We start from the raw sequence: 24,262 nt of genomic DNA on the forward strand, positions 1-24,262 counted from the left end.
CCGGGACCTACGCGAACGGTCCGATGCGGTACAGGACTTCCGGCAGGTGCGTCCCCTCGGGGAACAGCCCGCCGTCGAAGAGGACCTCACGCTCCAGCGGCACGTCGTGGCGCTGCGCGTAGGAGGTGAACAGCCGGTCGGAGGCCGTGTTGTCCGGGGTCACGGTCGTCTCGACCGCGTCCAGGCCCCGCTCGGCGGCGACACGGGAGGTCAGCGCGTCCAGCAGCTCGGCGGCCAGCCCCCTCCCGCGGTGCGCGTGGTCCACGGCCACCTGCCAGACGACAAGGGTCCCGGGACGGTCGGGCCGGAAGTAGCCCGTCACGAAGGCGACGGGCTCGCCCTTCTCGTCGCGGGCGACCACGGAGGTCGCCGCGAAGTCACGGCACCACAGCAGGTAGCTGTACGAGGAGTTGAGGTCCAGGACCTCGGAATCGCGGGCGATACGCCAGATCGCGGCTCCGTCCTCCACTCGCGGGGTGTCGATCGTCAGGAATTCGGTTCGGGCACGGGCAATATCTGCTGGTGCGGCGGTCATGGGAATTGAATTTACCCAGCAAAAATCGAAATTGCATCGGCGCAAAGGGTTGGGCGGAAGCGGCTCCTGTGTTATCACGCGGGCGTGAGACGAGCCGATTCGCGTGAAGATTTCCCGCGATTTGGCATGGATTTTTCCGACATAACGCCCAGCTGTGTGGAGTTGGTCACAGGGTTGTAACTCTCCTGACACGCGCTCGGATCGAGTGATTCGAGCGCCCCCGAAAGAGCGGAGTTTAGGTTCGGGAATCGGGGGCAAAAGAATGCGGGGAGCTGCTTGGAAAAGCAGCTCCCCGCATTTGCCGATAATGTGTGCGCAGAGGTCCGGAGAGGGCGCCCGGAGACCTCCGTGCCCTTCGGGTCAGCCGCCCGGCCAGGTTTCGGAGACGGCCTTGCGGGCAGCATCCAGATCGGCCGGACGGCCGGTGTCCGCCAGTGCCGAGCCGAGGGCGGACAGCGAGGAGAGCACGGCCCCCCGCGTCGCGTCCACGCCGTAGTGGTTGACGCGGATCATCTCCGAGGAGAGCGCCCCGCCGCCCGCGATCAGCGGCAGCGAGGGGTCGGCCGCGAGCGCCCGCGCCACCAGGGCGGAGGCGTCGACCCCGGCCGGCGTACGCAGCGTCGTGGCCACCGGCGCGGCGTCCCGGGCGTCGTGGACGTACGGCCCGAGACCGCAGCCCAGCGCCAGGGCGCCCGCCCGCGTGGCGGCGGCGGCAGCGGCGTGACGGGCCGTCAGCGTGTCCAGGCCCTCCGCCTCGATCCGCTCCACACACGCCTCCAGTGCCAGCATCTCCAGCTGGGCCGGGGCGTGCGGGAGCGCGGTGCGGCCCGGGTCGATCCAGCGGGCCTTCCAGTCCAGCAGGGAGAGGTAGGAACGGCGGGGCGCCCGCGGGTTGGACTCCATCCGCTCCCACGCCCGCGCGCTCACCGACACCGCCGACACCCCGGCCGGCCCGCCCATCGCCTTCTGCGCGCCGATCACGCACAGGTCCACGCCCCACGCGTCCGGCAGCAGGGGCTCGGCCCCCACCGACGCGACGGCGTCCAGCATGAACAGCGCGCCGTGGGCGCGGACCACCTCGCCGATCTCCGCGACCGGGTTGGTGTTGCCGGTCGCCGCCTCGGCGTGCACCAGTGACACGAAATCGATCTCCGGGTGTGCGGCCAGCGCCTCCTCCACCTGCGCGGCGGTGACCGCGGTGTGGAAGGGCACCGCGAGATCGACGACCTCCGCGCCGCAGTCCCGCAGCCAGTTCCCGAAGGTCTGGCCGTAGGGGCCGGTCACGACGTTCAGGGCGGTCGAACCGGGGCGGGCGCCGCCCCGGATGCAGCCCTCCAGGGGCAGCAGCGCCTCGCCTTGGGTGATCACGACGTCCTGCTCGGTGGCGAGGAGGCCGGCCACCCGGCGCTCGATCGCAGCGAACCGTGCGGCGGTGAGCGGTGGGAGGTCGAGGAAGGGGTGCGTCACGGGAGTGCTCTCTTCGAATCTGTCGTTCCGCTGTGTCGTTCCGCGATCAGCGCTTGCGCGTTCGAGGGTACCGAGCACGCCCCGCGGGCCCGGACGGTGTGCCTCGTACAGTGCACACATGAGCGATCACGAGCCGGCGCGGACACTGAGGATCACGGGGCGGGTGCTGCTGGGCCCCGACGACGTCAGGGACGAGGTCTGGGCCGTCGGCGGCCGGATCACCCACGAACGGCCGCCCGGCGCCGACGACGCACTCACCCTCACCGGCTGGGCGCTGCCCGGCCTCGTCGACGCCCACTGCCACGTCGGCCTCGACAAGCACGGCCCGGTGGACGCCGCGACCGCCGAAGCGCAGGCGCTCACCGACCGCGATGCCGGAGCCCTGCTCGTCCGGGACGCCGGATCGCCCTCGGACACCCGGTGGATCGACGACCGGGAGGACCTCCCCAAGATCATCAGAGCGGGCCGGCACATCGCCAGGACCCGCCGGTACATCCGCAACTACGCCCATGAGATCGAACCGGGCGACCTGGTCGCCCACGTCGCGCGGGAGGCGCGGCGCGGCGACGGCTGGGTCAAACTGGTCGGTGACTGGATCGACCGCGACGCCGGCGACCTGACCGCCTGCTGGCCGCGCGGCGAGGTCGAGGCGGCCATCGCCGAGGCCCACCGGCTGGGCGCCCGGGTCACCGCGCACTGCTTCGCCGAGGACTCGCTGCGCGACCTGGCCGAGGCCGGGATCGACTGCGTCGAGCACGCGACCGGCCTCACCGAGGACACCGTCCCGCTCTTCGCCGAACGCGGTGTGGCGATCGTCCCGACCCTGGTCAACATCGCGACCTTCCCCGGTCTCGCGGCAGACGGCGAGGCCAAGTTCCCCCGCTGGTCCGCCCACATGCGGCGGCTCCACGCGCGCCGCTACGACACGGTGCGCGCGGCGTACGACGCGGGCATCGAGGTGTACGTCGGCACCGACGCGGGCGGTTCGCTGGCCCACGGCCTGGTGGCCGCCGAGGTCGCCGAACTGGTCAAGGCCGGCATCCCGCCCCTGGAAGCCCTCTCCGCGACCACCTGGGGCGCCCGGCGCTGGCTGGGACGGCCGGTCCTGGAGGAGGGGGCGCCGGCCGACCTGGTCCTGTACGACGAGGACCCCCGGGCCGACGTACGCGTCCTGGCCGGGCCCCGGCGGGTGGTGCTGAACGGACGGGTGATCGGCTGACCGGGGCGGGGCGCCGGTGGAAACGCCGGTGGTGTTGACCGACAGTGACTTCCGGCCGCCCCGCTCGTTGAATCTCTTCTGTGTGCGGGCGCGCCACTCGGCCGCAGGACGGCCGCCGTTCGGTGAAACGGGTGGCTTCAGCGAACTCCCGTGCCGAAAGATTCGAATGTACGCCCGGAAACCCCCCTTTGGGGTGAAGTGACGTCAGGTGTCTGCCAGTTCACCCTCTGTGCGTAAAGATTCACGGAGTCGAGGCCACCGGTGCCCGCGATGTCCCCCCTTGGACGGCACCGGTGGCTCCATGCTCACTTGTGGGGGTTCCACCACCTTGAACAGCAACACCTTCCGCCTGGCCGCCCTGGCGGTCGCCGCCGCACCCGTCGCCCTGCTGGCGGCCGTCCCCGCCCAGGCGGCCACCACGACGGTCCCCGCCACCCCGGGCGGCGGCGACGGAAAGGCGGGCGCCGTCGTCCTGCGTACCGGACTCGACGTGAAGCTCCTCGACAGGGCGGTCCATCTGCCGCTCACCGCCACCCTCAACGAGGTGCGGGCCCCCGAGACCGGGAAGAGGACCGCGCTCAGCGTGGAACTCGACGGGGTGGAGCGGGGCGAGCCGGTGAAGGTGCTGCGCGCCGACGTCGCCACGGCGCACGCCACCGCGGACGAACACAGGGCCGAGGGCTACACCAACCTGGTCAAGGCCCGGCTGCACGTGCCCGGACTGCCCCTCCTGTCCCTGATCGAGGTCGAGAAGGTCACCTCCAGGGCACTGTGCGAGACGGGGAGGAAGCCGGTCGCGGAGTCGAACGTGCTCGGGCACGTCTCGGTGCTCGGGAAGAGGACCACACTCTCCTCGGGCGGTACGACCCGCATCGAGGTGCCGGGCGTCGGCTCGGTCACCCTCGACCTGTCGAAGACCGGCACCACGACGGACACCGCCGCCGCGACCGCGCTCCAGCTGAAGATCGCCGTGGACCCGCTCGCCCTCAACGTCGCCGAGGTGGAGGGCGAGATCACCCTGGCCGAGGCCACCTGCCGGACCCCGAAGGGCGGCGGCCCGGACAACGGCGGTCACGAGAACGGCGGCTCGGGCAACGGAGGCTCCGGGAACGGCGGTTCGAGCTCCGGCACGTCCGGCACGTCCGGTGGTGCCACCGGCGGCGACGGGGGCGCCTCCGACGGCGGAGCCACGGCCGGCGGAAGCTCCTCCGGTACGGCCGCCGGCGGTGACGACGGCGGCGAGGTGAAGCCCCAGACCGGCACCGACGACACCGCGGCGCCCGGGACCGGGGACCTCGCCGAGACGGGCTCCAGCTCCTCGACCCCGTACATCGCGGGCGGCGCGGCGGTTCTGCTCGCCGCCGGCGCGGGTGCCACGGCCCTCGCCCGCAGGCGCGCCCGGAACTGACCGGGGCCCCCGCGAGAAGCCCGGACGGCGCCGAGGGGCAGGGCAGGCCCCTAGGCGGTGGCAGGGGCCGGGGAGGGCGGTGCCCACTGACGGGAGCACCGCCCTCCCCGGCAGCCCTCGCGTCCGGTCCGGCACCCGGACGCGGGGGCCGCCCGGCTCGCGGGGCCGGCGGCCCCGCGAGGGCACGCACCGGCCCGGCGCCTTCCGGCCCGGCGCCTTCCGGCCCGGCGCCTCCCGGCCCGGCGCCCTCCTGGCACAGAGCTCTCAGGTCCGCGGCTGCCGGGGCAGCCCCTGCAGGGCCAGGTCCAGTGCCTGCAGGAAACGGTTGGTCGTCGCCCGGTCCCTCACCGCCAGCCGCAGCCACTCCGCGCCGAGCCCCGGGAACGTGTCACCGCGCCGGGCCGCGAATCCGAGCGCCCGCAGCCGTTCCCGTACCTCACCCGCCCGCTCCAGCCGGATCAGGACGAACGGCCCGGCGGCCGGCTCCGCCACCCGTACCTCGCTGAACTCCGCGAGCCCGGCCAGCAGATGCGCCCGGTCCACCGCGATCCGGTCCGCCGCGTCCGCCGCCTCGGCCAGCGCCCGCGGCTCCACGCACGCCTCGGCCGCCGCCAGCGCCGGCGAGGACACCGGCCACAGCGGCTGGGCCTCCTGCAGGGCGGCCACCACCGCGGGATCGGCCAGCACATAGCCGATCCGCAGCCCGGCCAGCCCCCAGGTCTTGGTGAGGCTGCGCAGCACCACCAGCCCCGGGACGTCCGTACGCCCGCACAGCGCCTCGCGTTCACCGGGCACGGCGTCCATGAACGCCTCGTCGACCACCAGCGTCCGCCCGGGCCGCGCCAGCCGCTCCAGCGTGTCCGCGGGATGGAGCACGGACGTCGGGTTGGTCGGGTTGCCGACCACCACCAGGTCCGCCTCCTCGGGCACGGCCGCCGGATCCAGCCGGAAACCCTCCTCGGGACGCAGCAGCACCCGCCCCACCTCGTGCCCGGCCGCACGCAGGGCGGCCTCCGGTTCGGTGAACTGCGGATGCACGACGTACGGCCGCCGGGCCGGCAGGGCCCGTGCGACCAGGACGAACGCCTCGGCCGCGCCCGCCGTCAGCAGGACACGCTCCTCGGGCAGCCCGTGCCGCGCGGCGACGGCGGCCCGCGCCGGGCGGCCGTCGGGGTAAGCGGCCAGCGAGCCCAGCGAACCGGCTATCCGGTCCCGCAGCCAGCCGGGCGGGGTGCCGGTACGTACGTTCACGGCGAGATCGGTCAGGTCCAGGCCGCGCACTTCGGCGTCGCCGTGGTGCCGCAGGTCGGGCCCTGCGCTGTCGGGTTGCTTCGTGGGGGGGAGCATGGCAGCCATGGTGAACGGCGCGGCGCGATCCGTCGACGCCGGGGTGCCGCTGAACGGAACCCGGCGGGCCACCGCACACGTCACCGACGCCGACTTCCGCTTGGGGACCAGCAGTTCACCGCCGCCCGCCAGCGCGGCAGCCTCCGCGACCGACCCGGTCGCCACCAGGGCCCGCAGGGCGGCGGAAGGGTTCGGTACGCGCACCCGTGCCAGCGTCCCGGCGGAATACGGCCGCACCGGCACCCCCAGCCGCTCCGCGGCACCGGCGATCCCCGGTTCCTCCGCCCGCACATCGAGCGTCGCCAGCGCGGACACGTCCGCCACCCGCAGCCCGGCCGCCCCCAGCACGTCCAGAACCAGCCCCACCACCTCGCCGGCGGTTGCGCCACGCCGGGCACCGACACCGACGACGAGCACGTCACGGGCCACCGGGACACCTCCTTCCAGCACGGCGCAGCAGCGGGACAACGGGACAACGGAACAGCGGGACAGCGGGACAAACGGGACAAACGGGACAGCGGAACGAGCGGGGCGCCGGAAACGGAACGGGACGGAGGGCGAACACCCGCCCGAACGCGGGCCCGGCCGCGGCGCCCGGGTAAGGGCCGCCTGACATGCGGGAAGCGGGGTGCATCGGCTAGCAAGGGCCCATGGCGGTATTCGTCGCGCTCGGCGCGTTCCTGATGACCCTGGCGGGCGGCTGGGTCGCGCAACGCGTCACCGACCGCAGGCACCTCGTCCTCGGGTTCGCGGGCGGGCTGATGCTGGGCGTCGTCGGCCTCGACCTGCTGCCCGAGGCGCTGGAGGCGGCCGGGAACGAGATCTTCGGTGTCCCCGCCGCCCTCCTGCTCTTCGTGGGCGGCTTCCTGACGGCCCATCTCGTGGAGCGGTCCCTCGCCGTACGCCAGGCGGCACACGGTGCGAGCGAGGAACGGGTGCCGCAGGTCGGGATGACGGCGGCAGCCGCGATGGTGGGCCACAGCCTGATGGACGGCGTCGCGCTCGGAGCCGCCTTCCAGATCGGCGGAGGCATGGGGGCCGCCGTCGCACTCGCCGTCATCACCCACGACTTCGCCGACGGCTTCAACACCTACACGATCACCAGCCTCTACGGGAACGCGCGCCGCAAGGCGTTCCTGATGCTGTTCGCCGACGCCCTCGCACCGATCGTGGGAGCGGCGAGCACGGTGCTGTTCACCCTTCCGGAGCAACTGCTCGGCTGCTACATCGGTTTCTTCGGCGGAGCGCTCCTCTACCTCGCCGCCGCCGAGATCCTGCCCGAGGCCCACCACGACCACCCGGCCCGCTCCACCCTCCTGTGCACCGTGGGCGGAGTGGGCTTCATCTGGCTGGTCGTCGGCATCGCGGAATGAGCGTCCCGGCGCGAACCGGGGGAGAGGACGAGGAGTCACCGCGCCCATCGGCGGCAATGCTCCACGAAACGCCCGGCGACCCCGGGCGCCCCCGCCCAGTGCGTATGCACATAACTGGCGTGCACACCGCGCTGTACGAAGCCCTCCACCCGCCGCTCCGGCCGGTGCAGGCCCCACGCCGGTGTGTCCCCGGCCCCCGGCTCCAGCACCGTCCGGTGGAACTCGTGCCCCCGCAGCCGGGTACCGGCACCGGCCAGCACGCTGTCCGTCACCGCCACCGCCGACCGGTAGCCGAGCGTCAGCCGCTCCGACATCCGGGCCGAGGCGTCCAGCACCCCGCACATCGGCCGCCCGTCCAGCTCACGTGACAGGTACAGCAGCCCCGCGCACTCCGCCGCGACCGGAGCGCCGGCCGAGGCCAGCTCGGTGACCGCCCCGCGCAACGGCTCGTTCGACGACAGCTCCGGGGCGTACACCTCCGGGAACCCGCCGCCGACCACCAGGCCCGCCGTCCCGGCGGGCAGCTTCTCGTCCCGCAGCGGATCGAAGACGACGACCTCCGCACCGGCGGCCGTCAGCAGCTCCGCGTGCTCGGCGTACGCGAAGGTGAACGCCGCACCACCCGCCACGGCCACCACCGGCCGCACCGGCCCCCCACGGCCCGCCGGCCGCGCGGACTCCCCGCCCGCCACCGGGCGTCCGGGCGTCCACGCCTCCCCGGGCAGCGCGGGCGCCGAACGGGCCAGCGCCAGCAGCGCCTCCAGATCGCACCCCGCCCGTACCCGCTCCGCCATCGCCGCGACGGCGCCCACCGCGTCGGCCTGCCGCTCCGCCACCGGGACCAGGCCCAGGTGCCGGGACGGCGTCGCCACCTGCGGAGCCCGCCGCAGCGCACCCAGCACCGGCAGGCCCGTCTCGTCCAGGGCCTCCCGCAGCAGCGCCTCATGACGGTCGGAGCCCACCTTGTTGAGGATCACCCCGCCGATCCGCACCTCCGGGTCCCAGGACGCGAAACCATGCACCAGCGCGGCCACCGAACGGGACTGCGACGAGGCGTCGACCACGAGCACCACGGGCGCCCGCAGCAGCTTCGCCACATGCGCGGTGGACGCGAGTTCGCCCTCCCCGGAAGCCCCGTCGTACAGCCCCATCACCCCCTCGACGACCGCCAGGTCGCAGCCGGCCGCGCCGTGCCCGAACAGCGGCGCGATCAGCTCCGGCCCGCACATGTACGCGTCGAGGTTGCGCCCCGGACGGCCGGTGGCCAGCGCGTGGTACCCGGGGTCGATGTAGTCGGGGCCCACCTTGTGCGGGGACACGGCGAGCCCCCGCCCCGCGAACGCCGCCATCAGCCCCGTGGCGACCGTCGTCTTCCCGCTGTTCGAAGCCGGGGCCGCGACGACCAGGCGGGGGACACCGCAGCCACTCACCACTCGATGCCCCTCTGGCCCTTCTGGCCGGCGTCCATCGGGTGCTTGACCTTCGACATGTCGGTCACCAGGTCGGCGGCCCCGACCAGTTTCGCGGGCGCGTTGCGCCCGGTGATCACCACGTGCTGGGTGCCCGGACGGTTCCGCATCACCTCGACCACCTCGTCGGTGTCGATCCAGCCCCAGTGCATCGGATAGGCGAACTCGTCGAGCACGTACAGCCTGTACGTCTCCGCGGCCAGGTCGCGCTTGACCTGCTCCCAGCCCTCCCGGGCCTTCTCCTCGTTGTCGGTGTTGTCACCGTGCAGGCCCCGCTGGACCCACGACCAGCCCTCGCCCATCTTGTGCCAGGCGACCGTCCCGCCCTCACCGCTCGCCCCGAGGACCTTCAGCGCGTTCTCCTCGCCGACCTTCCACTTCGCCGACTTCACGAACTGGAACACCCCGATCGGCCAGCCCTGGTTCCACGCCCGCAACGCGAGCCCGAACGCCGCCGTCGACTTCCCCTTGCCTGTTCCCGTATGGACGAACAGCAGCGGCCGGTTGCGCCGCTGACGTGTCGTCAGTCCGTCGTCCGGTATCGAAACCGGCTGTCCCTGTGGCATTACGCGGCCCTCCCCGCTGCAGTGACGTCCTTGACCAGCCCGGCGATCGAGTCGGCCCGCAACTCGTCGAGCGTGACGGCGGTCCCTCCCAGATCCCGGGCGAGCTGTGCGGCGAGCCCCAGGCGTACGACACCCGTCTCGCAGTCCACCACCACCGAAGCGGTGCCCTCGGCCGCGTGCAGCCGGCCCGCCCGCGCCGCCAGCGCCACCGGCTCCGGACCACCGGTCGCCCGCCCGTCCGTCACCACCACCAGCAGCGGCCGCCGCGAGGGGTCCCGCAGCCGCTCCACCCGCAGCACGTCGTGCGCCCTCAGCAGTCCGGCCGCCAGCGGGGTACGCCCGCCCGTCGGCAGCGACTCCAGCCGCGCCGCCGCCGCGTCCACCGACGAGGTCGGCGGCAGCGCCACCTCGGCACCGGTGCCCCGGAAGGTCACCAGCCCCACCTTGTCCCGCCGCTGGTAGGCGTCCAGCAGCAGCGACAGCACGGCACCCTTCACCGCGCCCATCCGCCTACGGGCGGCCATCGACCCCGAGGCGTCCACCACGAACAGCACCAGGTTGCCCTCGCGCCCCTCCCGCGCCGCCTGCCGCAGATCGTCCCGGCGCACCACCAGCCCGCGCCCGGACCGCCCGCGCGCCCGCTGGTGCGGGGCCGCCGCCCGTACGGTCGCCGCCAGGTGCAGCTTCGTCAGCGCGCCCTCCGGCCGCCGCGCCCCCGTGGTCCGCCCGTGCTCGGTCCGGGCCCGCGAACGGCGCCCGGCCGTGCCCTCGCCCAGACCCGGCACGCTGAGCATCCTCGTCCGGAACGGCTCCGACGCCCCGACCGGCCGTTGCTCCGCACCCGCGCCGCCCGCGCCACCGCTCCCCGCGGCCGGCGCGGGCTCCGGCCCGTCGCCGCCCGCGTCCTCGCCCCGGTCCGGGGCGTCGGGGCCGCCGCCCTGCGAGGGCAGCCCCCCGCCGCCACCGGGCCCCGGACCGTCACCGCCCCCGTCACCGTCGCCGTCGCCGTCCGGACCGCCCTCCGCGTCCCGGAGCGCGTCGTCCAGCTTCTCCTCGTCCAGCCCCGGAGCGTCGAAGGGATTGCGCCGCCGCCGGTGGGGGAGCGCGAGCAGGGCGGCCTGCCGCACGTCCTCCCCGGTCACCTCGGCGCGCCCCGCCCATGCCGCCAGCGCGGTCGCCGTACGGGCCATCACGATGTCGGCCCGCATCCCGTCGACCTCGAAGGCCGCGCACGTGGCCGCGATCTGCCGCAGCACACCGTCGCCCAGCACCACCCCGGGCAGCAGGAGGCGCGCGGCGGCGATCCGCTCCCGCAGCGCCTCCTCCTCCTCGGCCCAGCGCGCCGCGAAACCGGCCGGGTCGTCGTCATAGGCCAGCCGCCGCCGCACGACCTCCACCCGCTCACCGGTGTCCCGCGACGCCGCCACCTCGACGGTCAGCCCGAACCGGTCCAGCAACTGCGGCCGCAGTTCGCCCTCCTCGGGATTCATCGTCCCGACCAGCAGGAACCGCGCCGCGTGCCGTACGGAGACACCCTCGCGCTCCACATACGAAGCACCCATGGCCGCGGCGTCCAGCAGCAGGTCCACCAGATGGTCGTGGAGGAGGTTGACCTCGTCGACGTACAGGATCCCGCGGTGCGCGTCGGCCAGCAGACCCGGCTCGAAGGCCTTCACGCCCTCCGAGAGGGCCCGCTCGATGTCGAGCGCCCCCACGAGCCGGTCCTCCGACGCGCCGACCGGCAGCTCCACGGTCCGCGCGGCCCGCGGCACACCGGGACCGTTCTCGTGGGGCCCGTCCGGACACGCCGGATCGGGCGCCGCGGGATCGCACGAGAAGCGGCACCCGGCCACCACGGACACCCGGGGCATCAGCGCGGCGAGCGCCCGTACGGCGGTGGACTTGGCGGTGCCCTTCTCCCCGCGTACGAGGACCCCGCCGACGGCGGGACTGACGGCGTTGAGCAGGAGCCCGAGCCGCAGATCGTCCTGCCCGACGATCGCGGTGAAGGGATAGGGCGTACTCACGGTGCCTCCTCGGTCGTGTGCGCTTGTGTCACGGCGTGCCCCGGCCCGGCCCCCGTGTCCCGGGCCGCCTGTCCGGGCCCGTCCGGTCCGGTTCCCGGCGCCCCCGGCGGGACGAACGGCAGTCCCGCCGGCGCCCCCGTGTCGATCAGCCGCCACAGCGCGTCCGTGTCGGCGTACCGCTCCACCAGGTCGCCCAGCCGGTCCAATTGCTCCTCCCGCAGCGCCGCGAAACACGTGTCCGGGGCCACCGCGAACCGGCGTCCCGCCACCCGCGCCACCTCCGTCAGGAACGCCCGCCGGAAACCGTCGCTCTCCAGCGACCCGTGCCAGTGCGTCCCCCACACGGATCCCACCCGGCACCCGTCCAGGAAGGGCTCACCGCCCCGCACGTCGGCGAGGCCGTGATGGATCTCGTATCCCTCCACCGTCTCGCCGAGCGCCGATCCCACCGGCCGGGCCAGCACCTTCTCCCGGCCGAAACGGATCCGTACCGGCAGCAGCCCGAGCCCCTCGACCAGCCCGGCCTTCGACTCCACGTCGTCCTCGATGCTCTCGCCCAGCACCTGGAAGCCCCCGCAGACACCCAGCACCGGGCGCCCCTCCGCGGCCCGCCGCGCCAGGGCGCCGGCCAGCCCCCGCTCCCGCAGCCAGGCCAGCGCCTTCACCGTGCCCCGGGTGCCCGGCACCACCACCAGGTCCGCGTCGGCGAGCTCCTCCGCCCGGTCCACGAACCGCACCACCACACCCGGCTCGGCGGCCAGCGCGTCCACATCGGTGAAGTTCGACATCAGCGGGACCGCGCACACCGCGACCCGCAGCACCTCCTCGCCGACCGGCGGCGCCACCACCGACTCGCGCACCGCGCCGCGCAGCGACACCCGCAGCCCGTCCTCCTCGTCGATGCCCAGCCCGTGGGCGAACGGCAGCACCCCGTACGTCCGCCGCCCGGTCAGCTCACGCAGCATGTCCAGGCCGGGCTCCAGCAGCGAGACGTCCCCCCGGAACTTGTTGACGAGGTACCCGGCGACCAGGGCCTGGTCCTCGGGATCCAGCAGCGCCGTCGTCCCGAAGAACGAGGCGAACACCCCGCCCCGGTCGATGTCCCCGACCACCAGCACCGGGAAGCGGGCGGCCCGCGCGATCCCCATGTTCACGATGTCCGTACGCCGCAGGTTGATCTCCGCCGGTGACCCCGCGCCCTCGCAGATCACCGCGTCGTACGTGCTCCGCAGCTGCTCCAGGCACTCCACGACCGTCCCGAACAGCGACTCCTGGTGGCCCCCGTGATAGCCGCGCGCGCTCATCTCCCCGACGGGCTTCCCCATCAGCACCACCTGGCTGGACCGGTCCCCGCCGGGCTTCAGCAGCACCGGGTTCATCAGCACCGTCGGCTCCACCCGGGCGGCCTGCGCCTGCATCGCCTGGGCGCGGCCGATCTCCGCGCCCTCATGGGTGACGAAGGAGTTCAGCGACATGTTCTGCGCCTTGAACGGGGCGACCTTCACCCCCCGGCGCACCAGCCACCGGCAGATGCCCGCCGTCACCACACTCTTGCCCGCGTCCGACGTGGTCCCCGCGACCAGCAGTCCGCCACTCATGTCCGCTCCTTCCCCGCCGCCGTGCGCGCCCGTACCCTCCCCGGGCGCGCGGTCATGTATCCCACCGCGAGCCGCCCGGCCACACACACCCCCAGGGCCAGCGCACCCACCCGGCGCGACAGCCGCACCGCGCGTTCGACATCCGCCACCCGGACCTCACGCCCGGCCTCCCCGTTCAGCACCGGCCGGTGCTCGACCCGCCCGCCGTACGCCAGCGTCCCGCCCAGCCGTACGCCGAGCGCACCCGCGAAAGCCGCCTCGACCGGGCCCGCGTTGGGGCTCGGATGGAGACCGGCGTCCGCCCGCCAGGCGCGTACCGCCGCACGGGGGCGCCCGCCCGCGGCCACGGCGAGCGCGGCGGTGAGCCGGGCGCCGGGCCAGCCGGCCAGGTCGTCGAGACGGGCCGAGGCCCAGCCGTACCGCCGGTACCGCGGCGACCGGTGGCCGACCATCGCGTCCAGGGTGTTCACCGCCCGGAAACCGGCCAGCCCCGGCACCCCGCCCAGGGCGCCCCAGACCAGGGCGCCCACCACGGCGTCGGAGGTGTTCTCGGCGACGGACTCCACCACCGCACGCGCGATCTGCGGCCCGTCCAGCGCCTGCGGGTCCCGGCCGCACAGGCGCGGCAGCCGCTCCCGGGCCAGGTCCAGGTCACCGGCGGTGAGCGCGTCCCCGACGGCCCGGGCCTCACGGCCCAGCGAGGTGCCCCCGACGACGGACCAGGCGGTCACGGCGGTCAGCGCCACAGCCGCGGCGGGACGGCCGCGCACGGCGCGGGCGGCGAGCGCCGCGGCGCCCACGGTGCCCCCGGCGCACAGCAGCGTGTGCAGGGCACCGGCGCCGCGGTGATCGCGCCACAGCCGCTTCTCGACGCCCGCGGCGGCCCGCCCGAAGGCGGCGACCGGGTGGCCCCGCCGGGGGTCACCGAGCAGCAGGTCACCGATCAGGCCGGCGGTGGCGCCGTACGCGAAGATGCGGTCGGCTCGCACGGATCAGCCCGCCGTCGCGCCTCGGAGGGACGGCGTCACGGGGGGCGGGGGGAACGGCGCACGGCGGCCGGGCATGGCAGATGTCCTCACTCAGGGTCCGCGCCCTGGTTCGACGTGACGGCGACGAGAGTCTCCTGGCTTCCGGATCCGCGCTTCCCCCGGCCTTCCAGCCCGCGGTGGCGGGCCGTGACTTCCGTGTGGGGGAGTGCTCCCCGGTGACAGTGGCGGGACCGCGCCGGATTCGCACCGGCTTCCTCTCCTGTCGCCGTAAATGGCTCCGGCAGTCCACCACGCCCCGTGAGCGCCCGTCAACCCGGCGCTGACCTGCGAGGCCGTGGCGTGGGCAGACGCACACGGGCCCGTACGCACCTCAGGTGCGTACGGGCCCGTGCGGAGACAAGGGGCGGGGGACCGTCAGGCGACGATCAGATAGATCCCGTAGGCGACGGCTGCCACGCACAGGGCGAAGCAGGCGTACGCCCCGGTGCGGACCAGTGCCGCCGGCCCGCCGTCGCGCGTGGCCGACGCCTGCTTGGCGAGGCCGACGATGCCGAGGGTGAACAGGCCCACCAGGGCGACGGTGACCACGAGACTGACTCCGAAGACGGAGCCGAGAGCTGCCCAGTCGATGTTCATACGGATCTTTCCTTACACCGTGGCCGGACGGGCCGGGTCGGCCGGGATCTCGGCGGTGGGGGGCGGGGCCGGGATGGTGGCCTTGAGGTCGGCGACCGCGGCGTCGGTGGGCGGCGGGCTGACCGCCGCGATGGCGGTGGTGACGACGCCCGCGGGCTCGGCGGCGAAGCCGTCGTCCTCGCTCGCGGTGACGTTGGTGTGGTCGACCGGCTTGCGCCGCGACAGCAGCCAGATGGCACCGGAGCCCGCGACGAGCAGCACGGCCACGACGGCGACGCCCCAGCTGCCCTGCTTGGTCAGGAGCTCCGCGCCCGCGCCGACCAGACCGGCGGCCGGCAGCGTCAGACCCCAGGCGACGAACATCCGGGTCGCGGTGGACCAGCGGACCGTGCCGCCCTGGCGTCCGAGACCGGCACCCATCACCGCACCGGAGCAGGACTGCGTGGTGGAGAGGGAGAAACCGAGGTGGGAGGAGGCCAGGATGACCGTGGCCGCACTGGTCTGGGCGGCGAAGCCCTGCGGCGGCTTCAGGTCGGTCAGACCGCTGCCCATGGTGCGGATGATGCGCCAGCCGCCGAGGTAGGTGCCCAGCGCGATGGCGATACCGGCCGACGCGATGACCCAGACCGGCGGGTTGGAGCCCGGGGCGAGCACCCCGCCGGTGACCAGTGCCAGGGTGATGATGCCCATCGTCTTCTGGGCGTCGTTGGTGCCGTGGGCCAGCGAGACCAGGCCCGCCGAGGCGATCTGCCCCACGCGGTAGCCCTTGGCCGTCGACTTCAGCTGCTCCTCGTCGGTGATCTTCCGGTTGATCCGGTACGTCAGCCGCGTGGCCAGCAACGCGGCCACACCGGCGACGAGGGGAGCGGCGAGCGCCGGCAGCAGCACCTTGGTGACGACGGTGCCGCCGTTGATCGAGGACCAGCCGGCCGACATCACCGCGGCGCCGATCAGACCGCCGAAGAGCGCGTGGGAGGAACTGGAGGGCAGGCCGACCAGCCAGGTCAGCAGATTCCACAGGATGGCGCCGACGAGCGCCGCGAAGATGACCTCGGTTCTGAGGCCGTCCTCGTCGACGATCCCGCCGGAGATCGTCCTGGCGACCTCCACCGACAGGAACGCGCCTACCAGGTTGAGAACGGCGGACATGGCCACCGCGGTCTTGGGCTTGAGAGCGCCGGTCGAGATGGTGGTCGCCATCGCGTTGGCGGTGTCATGGAAACCGTTCGTGAAATCGAACACGAGAGCTGTTACGACCACGATCGCAAGCAGCAGCGTGATGTGTTCCATTTACCCAGGCAATCGTTCGACGTCATTGGCAGTTTGAACGTAAGCATGCTGGGTGAACGGAAGATGAACTGGGCAGGGCGCTGCGGTGACCCCAAGCGTGTGCGGACATTCCGTTTGAGCCCTCCCGAGGTCACGGCACCCTCCCGGGGCGGCGGTGGCGCAAGCCTTTACCGGGCTTTGGCGAACTCTTGGCCCCGGCGGGGCGGAGCGTCCGAAGCCGTGAGGCAGCTCACCCGGCCCGCTTCGCGAGAGGTCGTTAGGATTCCCCCTCATGAGTGACGGCGTGGCGGGCGACGCGGTTGACGGAGGGCTGGGGGCGGCCGGCGGGGACGCCGTCGGACGGGCCTGGAGCGAGGTCGTGGCGACGGCCCGCAGGACGGCCGCCGAAGGGCTGGTCGTCGGCACCTCGGGCAACGTCTCCGCACGCGTCGGCCCGGTCGTGCTGGTCACACCCAGCGGTGTCCCCTACGACCGGCTCGGCCCCGGCGACGCGGTCGGCGTCGACCTCGAAGGCCGCCAGGTCCTCGGCACGCTGGCCCCGACCAGCGAGGTCCCCCTCCACCTCGCCGTCTACCGGCACACCTCCGCGACCGCCGTCGTCCACACCCACGCGGTGCACGCCACCGCCGTCTCCACCCTCCTCGACGAGGTCCCGCCGGTCCACTACGTCACCGCCCTGCTCGGCGGCACCGTCCGCACCGCCCCCTACGCCCGCTACGGCACCGCGGAACTCGCCGCCCACATGCTCGAAGCCCTCCGCGACCGCACCGGATGCCTCCTGCGCAACCACGGGACGGTCACCTACGGAGACACCCTCGACCAGGCGTACGAGCGCACCGCCCAGCTGGAGTGGATGTGCCGGCTCTGGCTCACCGCCGCCTCCGTGCCGGGCCGCAGCCCCTCCCTGCTCACCCCCGCCCAGCTGCACGACGTGCAGGAGGCCCTCAAGGACTACGGCCAGCGCGGCTGACCCCCCGGGGCCGCGGCCGCGAAGCGGCCCGTCCGGCGGGTCCCCAACGGCCGTGTCCGCTGGCAACGCCGTCCGGCGCCCGCGAGACTGAGGCGATGCGCCCGGCAAAAGCGACGGCAGCGGCCGTCACCACGATCCTCGGCATCGGCACGGCTGCGGTCGCGGCCGGCCGGTACGCCAGCGACGCCGCCCTCGGGGCCGGTACGCCGCACCCCCTCCCCGGAGACCGCAGGCTCACCGTGCACGCCACGGCCGCCGGGCAGGTCACCCTGACCCGCTCCTTCGCCGCCCTGCGCCCCGGTACCTACGGGCTGGCCGGGCGGGACGTCCACGCCGTCGTCGGCCCGGTCCTCGAACACGGCCCGGACGGCTCCGCCGACACCGTCGTACGCCGACTGGAACGCGTCACCCGCGGCAGCCTGGAACCCGGCGCCAAGGTCCGCATGACCCCGCAGCTCCACCACGGGGACCCGCTCGACGCCGTGGGCATCGCCTACGAGGACGTCGAGATCCCCGGGGAGCTGGGCATCCTGCCCGCCTGGTTCGTCCCCGGCGACCGCGACACCTGGGTGATCACCGTGCACGGCCTCGGCACCACCCGGGAGCACCCGCTGAACGTGCTGCCCTTCCTGCGCTCCCAGCAGCTCCCCGTCCTGGACCTGGCCTACCGGGGCGACGACGGCGCTCCCCGCTCGCCCGACGGCCTCGCCCACCTCGGCGCGTCCGAATGGCGCGACCTGGACGCGGCCATCCGTTACGCGGTGCGCCGCGGGGCCAGGTCCGTCGTCGTCCACGGCTGGTCCACCGGCGCGTCGATGGCCCTGCACACGGCGGTCAACTCGGCGCTCCGCGACCGTATCGGCGGACTCGTCCTGGACTCCCCGGTCATGGACTGGCAGGTCACCCTGCGCGCCCTGGCCGCTGCCCGCGGCGTCCCCGCCGCGCTGCTGCCCCTCGCCGTCCGCGCCGCGCAGGGCCAGACCGGCCTGCACGGGGTCCGGCTCCTCGACACCTCGGTGCCGGCCGCCCTGCACGCACCGACCCTGGTCTTCCACGGGCCCGACGACACCCTCGCCCCCTGGCAGCCCTCCCGGGACCTCGCCGCCCTCCGCCCCGACCTCGTCACCCTGCACGAGGTGCGGCAGGCTCCGCACGGCGCGATGTGGAACGCCGGACCGGACGCCTACGAGGAGACCCTCCGGCGCTTTCTCACGCCCCTGATGTGAGGTGATGGGAGGGAACAGCCCGTTTGGTGACGGCCCCCGGCCCCCCTCCGCACACCCGGGATCCGTCCTCCGTTTGGGCTTTCGGGCCGTCAGAGGCAAGACTGCTCCCCGTGACGTCCCGTACTCCGCGCGACTCCAGGCTGCGACTTGTCCGCCCGCGACCCCAGGTCACCGCCCGCAAGGCCGTGACGACCCGGCGCACCAGGCCGGCCCCCCGCCCGCCCGAGGGGACCCCGGCCCCCGCCGAACTGGCCCGCCAGGCCAGGACCGTGCTCGCCGACGCCGTACGGATCGCCCGCTGGGCGGCCGACGTCTCCGGCCCGGGGGGCGCCCCCCTCGCCGCCCGGGCCCTGGAACGGGCCGCGGCCGCGATGGAGCTCTCCCCGGCACAGCTGCGGGCCGGCTGGGACCGCGCCCGGCTCGCCGGACTGATCGAGCTCCACGGCGACACCGCCCGCCCCGGCTGGCGGCTGCGCGCGTGGAACCGGGACGACTCGGCGGTGCTCCGCGGCTGGGTGGCGCTCTTCGACGCCTGGTCGCTGGTCCACCCCGCCCCCGAGGACATCGAGGCCACCGCCGTGGCCGAGGCCGTCGAGGCCGTCCCGCAGGTCCTGTCCCTGCTCCAGCTCTCGGCCGGACCCGTCCCCGTCGCCACCCTCCTGGACCTGCTCGGCCAGCGCGTCGCCGAACTCCACGAGGAACGCTGCGAGGTCCCCTACGGCCCCCGGGAGGAGCGGGCCGCCGCCTCCGAGACCTCCGGCGACCTCAACGCACTGCTCCTGGACTGGGCCCTGGAAGGGCTCGCCGCCGTCGGCGCCCTGACCCTGGGCGACGGCCACGCCACCCTGACCCCCCTCGGCAACTGGGCGGTCTGGGTCAAGCTGGAGCAGATCTGCGTGGCCGCCCAGAGCCCCGCCGGGAACATCGAGCAGCCCGCCGCCGACATGCTGCTCGGCTGCGCCCGGCTCACCCCCGGACCGGCCCGTGCCGAGTACCGGGCCTGGCTCGCGGCCCGGCCCGTCGGCAGCGCCGTGGCCGAACTGCTGGCCGTCGCCCGCGGCGAGGACGCCCTGCTGCGCGGTCTCGCCTTCGAGGCGCTCCGCGTCGTCGGAGCCCCCGCCGAACCCGTCGTGCGCTCGGTCCTCACCGAGGCGCCCCTGCGCCCCTACGCCCTGATCTGGCTCGCCGAGTACGAGGGCGCCGACCCCGACGACGCCCAGGACGTCCTCAGCAGGGAGGAGGCGACCTGGCTCTGGGTCGACACCGCCGCGGCCGTCGCCGACCACGGTGAGACCGGACTGCTCGTCCGCCATCTGGACTCCGCGGTGCAGGGCACCGTCCCCGCCCTGCTGGACGAGGTCCGGGCGATAGGCCACCCGCGCACCGTCCAGGTGCTCGTCGCCCTGGCGGCGGCCCACCCGGACCCGGCCCTCGCCAAGGCCGTCCGGCGCGCGGCCTTCCAGGTGCACACCGGCGGCGTCTGAAGCACCCGCGCACCGCGCGCGGGTCCCAGGAGGCGGCCGCCGCCGGGGCCCGCGCGGTGCCGGGCCCCGGCGGCACGCGGAAAACCAGGTGGACACCGCCGGTAGGATGACCTCATGGCGTTTTTTCCAGCGCGTGAGTGAACGGCGTCGAGTCGTGAGTCCGTAACCGTCCTTCCGCCGTCCATACCGCCCTGGAGTTTTCCTTGATCACCGCTTCCGGCATCGAGCTGCGCGCCGGCGCCCGCATCCTCATCGAGTCCGCCTCCTTCCGCATCGCCAAGGGCGACCGCATCGGCCTCGTCGGCCGCAACGGCGCGGGCAAGACCACCCTCACCAAGTGCCTCGCCGGCGAGGGCACCCCGGCGGGCGGCACCATCACCAGCTCCGGCGAGGTGGGCTACCTCCCGCAGGACCCGCGCACCGGCGACCTCGACGTCCTGGCCCGCGACCGGATCCTCTCGGCCCGCGGCCTCGACGAGATCCTGCGCAAGATGCGGGAGAACGAGGACCGGATGGCGAACGGCAAGGGCGCCACCCGCGAGAAGGCGATGAAGAGGTACGAGCGCCTGGAGACGGAGTTCCTCACCAAGGGCGGTTACGCCGCCGAGGCCGAGGCCGCCACCATCGCCGCCGCCCTGAGCCTGCCGGACCGTGTGCTCGGCCAGCCGCTGCACACCCTCTCCGGCGGTCAGCGCCGCCGCGTGGAGCTCGCCCGCATCCTCTTCTCGGACGCCGACACCCTGCTCCTGGACGAGCCCACCAACCACCTCGACGCCGACTCCATCGTCTGGCTGCGCGACTACCTCAAGAACTACCGCGGCGGCTTCATCGTCATCTCCCACGACGTCGAACTCGTGGAGACCGTCGTCAACAAGGTGTTCTATCTGGACGCCAACCGCGCCCAGATCGACGTCTACAACATGGGCTGGAAGCTCTACCAGCAGCAGCGCGAGGCCGACGAGAAGCGGCGCAAGCGCGAGCGCCAGAACGCCGAGAAGAAGGCCGCGGCCCTCAACTCGCAGGCCGACAAGATGCGCGCCAAGGCCACCAAGACCGTCGCCGCCCAGAACATGGCCAAGCGGGCCGAGCGCCTCCTCTCCGGCCTGGAAGCCGTCCGGGTCTCCGACAAGGTCGCCAAGCTGCGCTTCCCCGAGCCCTCCCCGTGCGGCAAGACCCCGCTGATGGCCGAGGGGCTCTCCAAGTCCTACGGCTCCCTGGAGATCTTCACCGACGTCGACCTGGCCATCGACAAGGGCTCCCGCGTCGTCATCCTCGGCCTCAACGGTGCGGGCAAGACCACGCTGCTGCGCCTCCTCGGCGGAGCCGAGAAGCCCGACACCGGCCAGGTCATCGAGGGCCACGGCCTCAAGCTGGGCTACTACGCCCAGGAGCACGAGACCCTGGACCCGGACCGCACGGTCCTGGAGAACATGCGCTCGGCCGCACCCGACCTCGACCTCGTCGAGGTCCGCAAGACCCTCGGCTCCTTCCTCTTCTCCGGGGACGACGTCGACAAGCCCGCCGGGGTCCTCTCCGGCGGTGAGAAGACCCGGCTGGCGCTGGCGACACTGGTCGTCTCGTCCGCCAACGTGCTGCTCCTGGACGAGCCCACCAACAACCTCGACCCGGCCAGCCGCGAGGAGATCCTCGGGGCCCTGCGCACGTACAAGGGCGCGGTGGTCCTCGTCACCCACGACGAAGGCGCGGTCGAGGCGCTCCAGCCCGAGCGGATCATCCTCCTGCCGGACGGCGTCGAGGACCTGTGGGGTGCCGACTACCGGGACCTGGTCGCCCTCGCCTGACCCCCGGCCCCGCCCGGCGGCCCCCGCCTCTGGATCATTCGGCCCACACGCGGTCCGTCATCTGGGTGAGCGCGTCTCGTACCCCCGTAGTGCGCCCGGCAGATACCTGCCGGGCGCAGCCATGTGCGTGTACCACCCCCGTACAGCCCTGACCTGGCGGTTCTTCCGGGTGGAGGGGCCCGGGGTCCCGTAGCCTCTTCGGAATCAGGGATTCCGGTTGTGATGACCGGATTCGGGGGAGGGAATCGGGTCGTACAGACCTTGCCGAATGGGTGGCCAGGAAGCCCGGTAGGGGTGATCATGAGAAGTCCAGAGCGCACTTCCTTGAGGAGGCACGGGTGGCCGAGACTCTGAAGAAGGGCAGCCGGGTGACCGGCGCCGCGCGTGACAAGCTCGCGGCAGACCTGAAGAAGAAGTACGACTCCGGTGCGAGCATCCGGGCGCTGGCCGAGGAAACGGGCCGCTCCTACGGATTCGTCCACCGGATGCTCAGTGAATCGGGAGTGACGCTGCGGGGACGCGGCGGAGCGACACGAGGCAAGAAGGCCGCTTCGGCCTGACGGCGTGCGAGGGTCGGGGCGGGCGAGTCCACCGGCCCCGAAGGCCCGCCGGAACACCGGGTGGCCACCCGGTCGGCCCCCGGGCCGTCCGGGTGGTTACTGTTCAGTCACTTACCAGTGAGTGCTGACTGCACCCGACCCGGAGGCGCCTCATGACCTCGCTCGCCCCTGTGCTCGACCAGGACGGTGTCCGGCTCACCGTCGACGACGCGGTCGCCACGGTGACACTCACCAATCCGGCCAAGCGCAACGCTCAGTCTCCCGCTCTGTGGCGGGCGTTGACGGAGGCCGGACGGGTGCTGCCCGGTAGCGTCCGCGTCGTCGTGCTGCGCGGCGAAGGCGCGTCCTTCTCCGCGGGGCTCGACCGGAAGGCGTTCACACCGGAGGGGTTCGACGGCGAGCCGTCCTTCCTCGACATGGCGCGCGGCTCCGAGCGTGAACTCGACGCCACCATCGCCGCGTACCAGGAGGCCTTCACCTGGTGGCGCCGCAACGACATCGTGTCGATCGCGGCCGTCCAGGGCCACGCGATCGGCGCCGGATTCCAGCTGGCCCTCGCCTGCGACCTGCGGATCGCCGCCGACGACGTCCAGTTCGCCATGCGCGAGACCAGCCTGGGCCTGGTCCCGGACCTCACCGGCACCCACCCCCTGGTGCACCTGGTGGGCTACGCCCGTGCGCTGGAGATCTGCGCGACCGGCCGGTTCGTCCACGCCGAGGAGGCGGAACGCACCGGTCTCGCCAACCTCGTGGTGCCCGCCGGGCAGCTCGACGAGGCGGTCCGCGATCTGGCCGCCGCCCTGCTCGCGGCCCCCCGGGACGCCGTCGTGGAGACCAAGGCCCTGCTCGGCGGCGCGGTCTCCCGCACGTACGAGGAGCAGCGCGCCGCCGAGCGCGCGGCACAGGGACGCCGGCTGCGTGACCTGGCGGGCGTCACCGACTGACCGGGCCCCCACCCGCCCCGGGACCCGCACCCGCCTCGCGCGGGTAACGGGTCCCGGGGCGGGGTCATGCAGGGTCCACCACGGCCGTCACCAGTACGGTCACCGCCGTGCCGTCCTCCAGGGCCCCGGCCACCGCGGCGCGTACCGACCGGGCGACATCGAGCGCCCGGCGGTCCCGGGCCGTCGCCAGCTCCACCCGGACGTGGTCCGCGCCGGTGTGCACCGCGCTGCCCAGCACCCGCGTCAGCGCCACCACCCCCGGCACCCGGACGGCGGCAGCCCCGGCGGCCCCTTCCGGCTCGGCGGCGCGGACCGTGTCCGGCCCCTCCGCCCGCCGGGCGGGCTCCTCGTCCAGCAGATCCGTCACCCGCAGGTCCACCTCCCGGACGGTCAGGCCGAGCCGGCCGGCCGCCGCCGTCAGCAGCGCCGCCCGCAGGGCCCCGGCGGTCTGCGGGAGCGGACGCCGGGCGGTGGCCGCGAAGGCGCCCTCGATCCGCAGCGGCCCGGGCGGCAGGGCGCCGGGCGGGCCGGGGAGCCCGGAGACGGGGGAGTCCCCGGAGCCGGCCCACGCGAGTCTGAGCTCCTCCAGGAAGGCACCCGTGTCCGCGGTGGCGCTCCGGAGCACCGCCGCCGCCGCGCGTTCCGCGATCCACGCCCCGTCCTCGGGGCCGCCCAGGGGCAGCAGCCGCCCCAGGCCGAGTCTCCGGCGTACCGCCGCGGTCCATGGATCGGCCCGGTCCGGGCCGTCAGCCGTTGTCATCCCCCCAGCCTGCCGTATCCACGGCGCGGGACCGGGCAAGCGCACTTACTGTGGGCAGCAGAAGTCCGACCTGCTCGAAGGGAAGATTCGCGATGACCGAGACCCCACAGCGGAACCGGCCCGACAGCCCCGGCAGCGGCGGAGGTGACGGCGGCAAGACCTCCTTCGGCAAACGGGGCTCGGACCCCGCGAGCCGCGGACGCACCACCATCGCGGACGGGGTGGTCGAGAAGATCGCCGGAATGGCGGCCCGTGACGTCGTCGGCGTCCACGCCATGGGCAGCGGCCTCTCCCGGACGTTCGGAGCGGTCCGCGACCGCGTCCCGGGCGGAGGCAGCGGCAAGTCCGTCACCCGCGGCGTCAAGGCGGAGGTGGGCGAGTCGCAGACCGCCCTCGATCTGGAGATCGTCGTCGACTACGGCGTGTCGATCGCCGACGTGGCGGGCGATGTACGGGAGAACGTCATCGCGGCGGTCGAGCGCATGACCGGCCTCGAAGTCGTCGAGGTCAACATCGCCGTCAGTGACGTCAAGCTGCCCGACGATCCCGACGACGAGGACGAATCCGAGTCACGTCTGCAGTAGTCCTCGTC

The 24,262-nt window shown here is 73.9% G+C and carries 21 protein-coding genes and 1 riboswitch; of the genes, 10 read left to right on the forward strand and 11 right to left on the reverse strand.

The window, feature by feature from the left end; translation table 11 throughout:
- Nucleotides 1-7: 7 nt before the first annotated feature.
- Nucleotides 8-535 carry a diaminobutyrate acetyltransferase gene (gene ectA / locus CP967_RS26950; RefSeq protein WP_268253016.1) on the reverse strand — a complete coding sequence of 176 codons (528 nt, stop codon included), beginning with the start codon at nucleotides 533-535 and terminating at the stop codon, nucleotides 8-10.
- A gap of 360 nt (nucleotides 536-895) precedes the next feature.
- Nucleotides 896-2,002 (reverse strand): pyridoxal-phosphate-dependent aminotransferase family protein, encoded by a 1,107-nt coding sequence (locus CP967_RS26955; RefSeq protein WP_150490453.1) that lies wholly within the window; start codon nucleotides 2,000-2,002, stop codon nucleotides 896-898.
- A gap of 118 nt (nucleotides 2,003-2,120) precedes the next feature.
- Between CP967_RS26955 and CP967_RS26960 the strand changes: the two genes are divergently transcribed.
- Both CP967_RS26960 and CP967_RS26965 read left to right on the forward strand, forming a co-directional pair.
- A complete protein-coding gene (locus CP967_RS26960; RefSeq protein ID WP_150490454.1) occupies nucleotides 2,121-3,221 on the forward strand; it encodes an amidohydrolase family protein in 1,101 nt (366 codons plus the stop codon).
- 328 nt (nucleotides 3,222-3,549) lie between these two features.
- A complete protein-coding gene (locus CP967_RS26965; RefSeq protein ID WP_150490455.1) occupies nucleotides 3,550-4,629 on the forward strand; it encodes an SCO1860 family LAETG-anchored protein in 1,080 nt (359 codons plus the stop codon).
- Nucleotides 4,630-4,893: 264 nt separating this feature from the next.
- Here the strand turns inward: CP967_RS26965 and cobC are convergent, their stop codons facing one another.
- The gene (cobC, locus tag CP967_RS26970; protein ID WP_150490456.1) at nucleotides 4,894-6,405 is read right to left on the reverse strand and encodes an Rv2231c family histidinol phosphate aminotransferase CobC; all 1,512 of its coding nucleotides are present in this window, start codon (nucleotides 6,403-6,405) and stop codon (nucleotides 4,894-4,896) included.
- Nucleotides 6,406-6,626: 221 nt separating this feature from the next.
- Between cobC and CP967_RS26975 the strand changes: the two genes are divergently transcribed.
- Nucleotides 6,627-7,349 carry a ZIP family metal transporter gene (locus CP967_RS26975; RefSeq protein ID WP_150490457.1) on the forward strand — a complete coding sequence of 241 codons (723 nt, stop codon included), beginning with the start codon at nucleotides 6,627-6,629 and terminating at the stop codon, nucleotides 7,347-7,349.
- Between the two features lie 35 nt (nucleotides 7,350-7,384).
- Here CP967_RS26975 and CP967_RS26980 read toward each other — a convergent pair whose 3' ends face one another.
- The 7 genes from CP967_RS26980 to CP967_RS27010 form a co-directional block, all read right to left on the reverse strand.
- The gene (locus CP967_RS26980) at nucleotides 7,385-8,779 is read right to left on the reverse strand and encodes a cobyrinic acid a,c-diamide synthase CobB (RefSeq protein ID WP_150490458.1); all 1,395 of its coding nucleotides are present in this window, start codon (nucleotides 8,777-8,779) and stop codon (nucleotides 7,385-7,387) included.
- Nucleotides 8,776-9,384 carry a cob(I)yrinic acid a,c-diamide adenosyltransferase gene (cobO, locus tag CP967_RS26985; RefSeq protein WP_150490459.1) on the reverse strand — a complete coding sequence of 203 codons (609 nt, stop codon included), beginning with the start codon at nucleotides 9,382-9,384 and terminating at the stop codon, nucleotides 8,776-8,778. The genes CP967_RS26980 and cobO overlap by 4 nt, the downstream gene beginning before the upstream one ends.
- On the reverse strand, nucleotides 9,384-11,411 hold the full coding sequence (locus tag CP967_RS26990; protein WP_150490460.1) for a putative cobaltochelatase: 2,028 nt from the start codon (nucleotides 11,409-11,411) through the stop codon (nucleotides 9,384-9,386). Before CP967_RS26990 ends, cobO begins: the two co-directional genes overlap by 1 nt.
- Nucleotides 11,408-13,009 (reverse strand): cobyric acid synthase, encoded by a 1,602-nt coding sequence (locus CP967_RS26995; protein WP_229888305.1) that lies wholly within the window; start codon nucleotides 13,007-13,009, stop codon nucleotides 11,408-11,410. Before CP967_RS26995 ends, CP967_RS26990 begins: the two co-directional genes overlap by 4 nt.
- The gene (locus CP967_RS27000; RefSeq protein WP_150490461.1) at nucleotides 13,006-13,998 is read right to left on the reverse strand and encodes a cobalamin biosynthesis protein; all 993 of its coding nucleotides are present in this window, start codon (nucleotides 13,996-13,998) and stop codon (nucleotides 13,006-13,008) included. The genes CP967_RS26995 and CP967_RS27000 overlap by 4 nt, the downstream gene beginning before the upstream one ends.
- A 128-nt stretch (nucleotides 13,999-14,126) precedes the next feature.
- Nucleotides 14,127-14,254, reverse strand: a riboswitch (cobalamin riboswitch).
- Between the two features lie 158 nt (nucleotides 14,255-14,412).
- Nucleotides 14,413-14,634 (reverse strand): hypothetical protein, encoded by a 222-nt coding sequence (locus CP967_RS27005; protein ID WP_150490462.1) that lies wholly within the window; start codon nucleotides 14,632-14,634, stop codon nucleotides 14,413-14,415.
- Nucleotides 14,635-14,646: 12 nt separating this feature from the next.
- Nucleotides 14,647-15,924, reverse strand: a complete 1,278-nt coding sequence (locus tag CP967_RS27010; RefSeq protein WP_150490463.1) for an inorganic phosphate transporter — start codon at nucleotides 15,922-15,924, stop codon at nucleotides 14,647-14,649.
- A 271-nt stretch (nucleotides 15,925-16,195) separates the two neighbouring features.
- On the opposite strand from CP967_RS27010, the gene CP967_RS27015 reads away from it, so the two are divergent.
- The 6 genes from CP967_RS27015 (at nucleotide 16,196) to CP967_RS27040 (ending at nucleotide 22,910) form a co-directional block, all read left to right on the forward strand.
- Nucleotides 16,196-16,894 (forward strand): class II aldolase/adducin family protein, encoded by a 699-nt coding sequence (locus tag CP967_RS27015; protein WP_150490464.1) that lies wholly within the window; start codon nucleotides 16,196-16,198, stop codon nucleotides 16,892-16,894.
- Between the two features lie 95 nt (nucleotides 16,895-16,989).
- Nucleotides 16,990-18,120 (forward strand): alpha/beta hydrolase, encoded by a 1,131-nt coding sequence (locus CP967_RS27020; protein WP_150490465.1) that lies wholly within the window; start codon nucleotides 16,990-16,992, stop codon nucleotides 18,118-18,120.
- Between the two features lie 185 nt (nucleotides 18,121-18,305).
- Entirely contained in the window at nucleotides 18,306-19,604 is a 1,299-nt protein-coding gene (locus CP967_RS27025; protein ID WP_150492074.1) for a hypothetical protein, read from the forward strand.
- A 203-nt stretch (nucleotides 19,605-19,807) separates the two neighbouring features.
- The gene (locus tag CP967_RS27030) at nucleotides 19,808-21,406 is read left to right on the forward strand and encodes an ABC-F family ATP-binding cassette domain-containing protein (RefSeq protein ID WP_150490466.1); all 1,599 of its coding nucleotides are present in this window, start codon (nucleotides 19,808-19,810) and stop codon (nucleotides 21,404-21,406) included.
- Between the two features lie 338 nt (nucleotides 21,407-21,744).
- Nucleotides 21,745-21,966, forward strand: a complete 222-nt coding sequence (locus tag CP967_RS27035) for a helix-turn-helix domain-containing protein (RefSeq protein WP_006123601.1) — start codon at nucleotides 21,745-21,747, stop codon at nucleotides 21,964-21,966.
- A gap of 152 nt (nucleotides 21,967-22,118) precedes the next feature.
- Nucleotides 22,119-22,910 (forward strand): enoyl-CoA hydratase/isomerase family protein, encoded by a 792-nt coding sequence (locus CP967_RS27040; protein ID WP_150490468.1) that lies wholly within the window; start codon nucleotides 22,119-22,121, stop codon nucleotides 22,908-22,910.
- Nucleotides 22,911-22,974: 64 nt separating this feature from the next.
- Here CP967_RS27040 and CP967_RS27045 read toward each other — a convergent pair whose 3' ends face one another.
- The gene (locus tag CP967_RS27045) at nucleotides 22,975-23,670 is read right to left on the reverse strand and encodes a hypothetical protein (RefSeq protein ID WP_150490469.1); all 696 of its coding nucleotides are present in this window, start codon (nucleotides 23,668-23,670) and stop codon (nucleotides 22,975-22,977) included.
- Nucleotides 23,671-23,762: 92 nt separating this feature from the next.
- On the opposite strand from CP967_RS27045, the gene CP967_RS27050 reads away from it, so the two are divergent.
- The gene (locus CP967_RS27050; protein WP_150490470.1) at nucleotides 23,763-24,254 is read left to right on the forward strand and encodes an Asp23/Gls24 family envelope stress response protein; all 492 of its coding nucleotides are present in this window, start codon (nucleotides 23,763-23,765) and stop codon (nucleotides 24,252-24,254) included.
- The last annotated feature ends 8 nt before the right edge of the window (nucleotides 24,255-24,262 follow it).

It is taken from the genome of Streptomyces nitrosporeus, from assembly GCF_008704555.1.
Taxonomy (GTDB): domain Bacteria; phylum Actinomycetota; class Actinomycetes; order Streptomycetales; family Streptomycetaceae; genus Streptomyces; species Streptomyces nitrosporeus.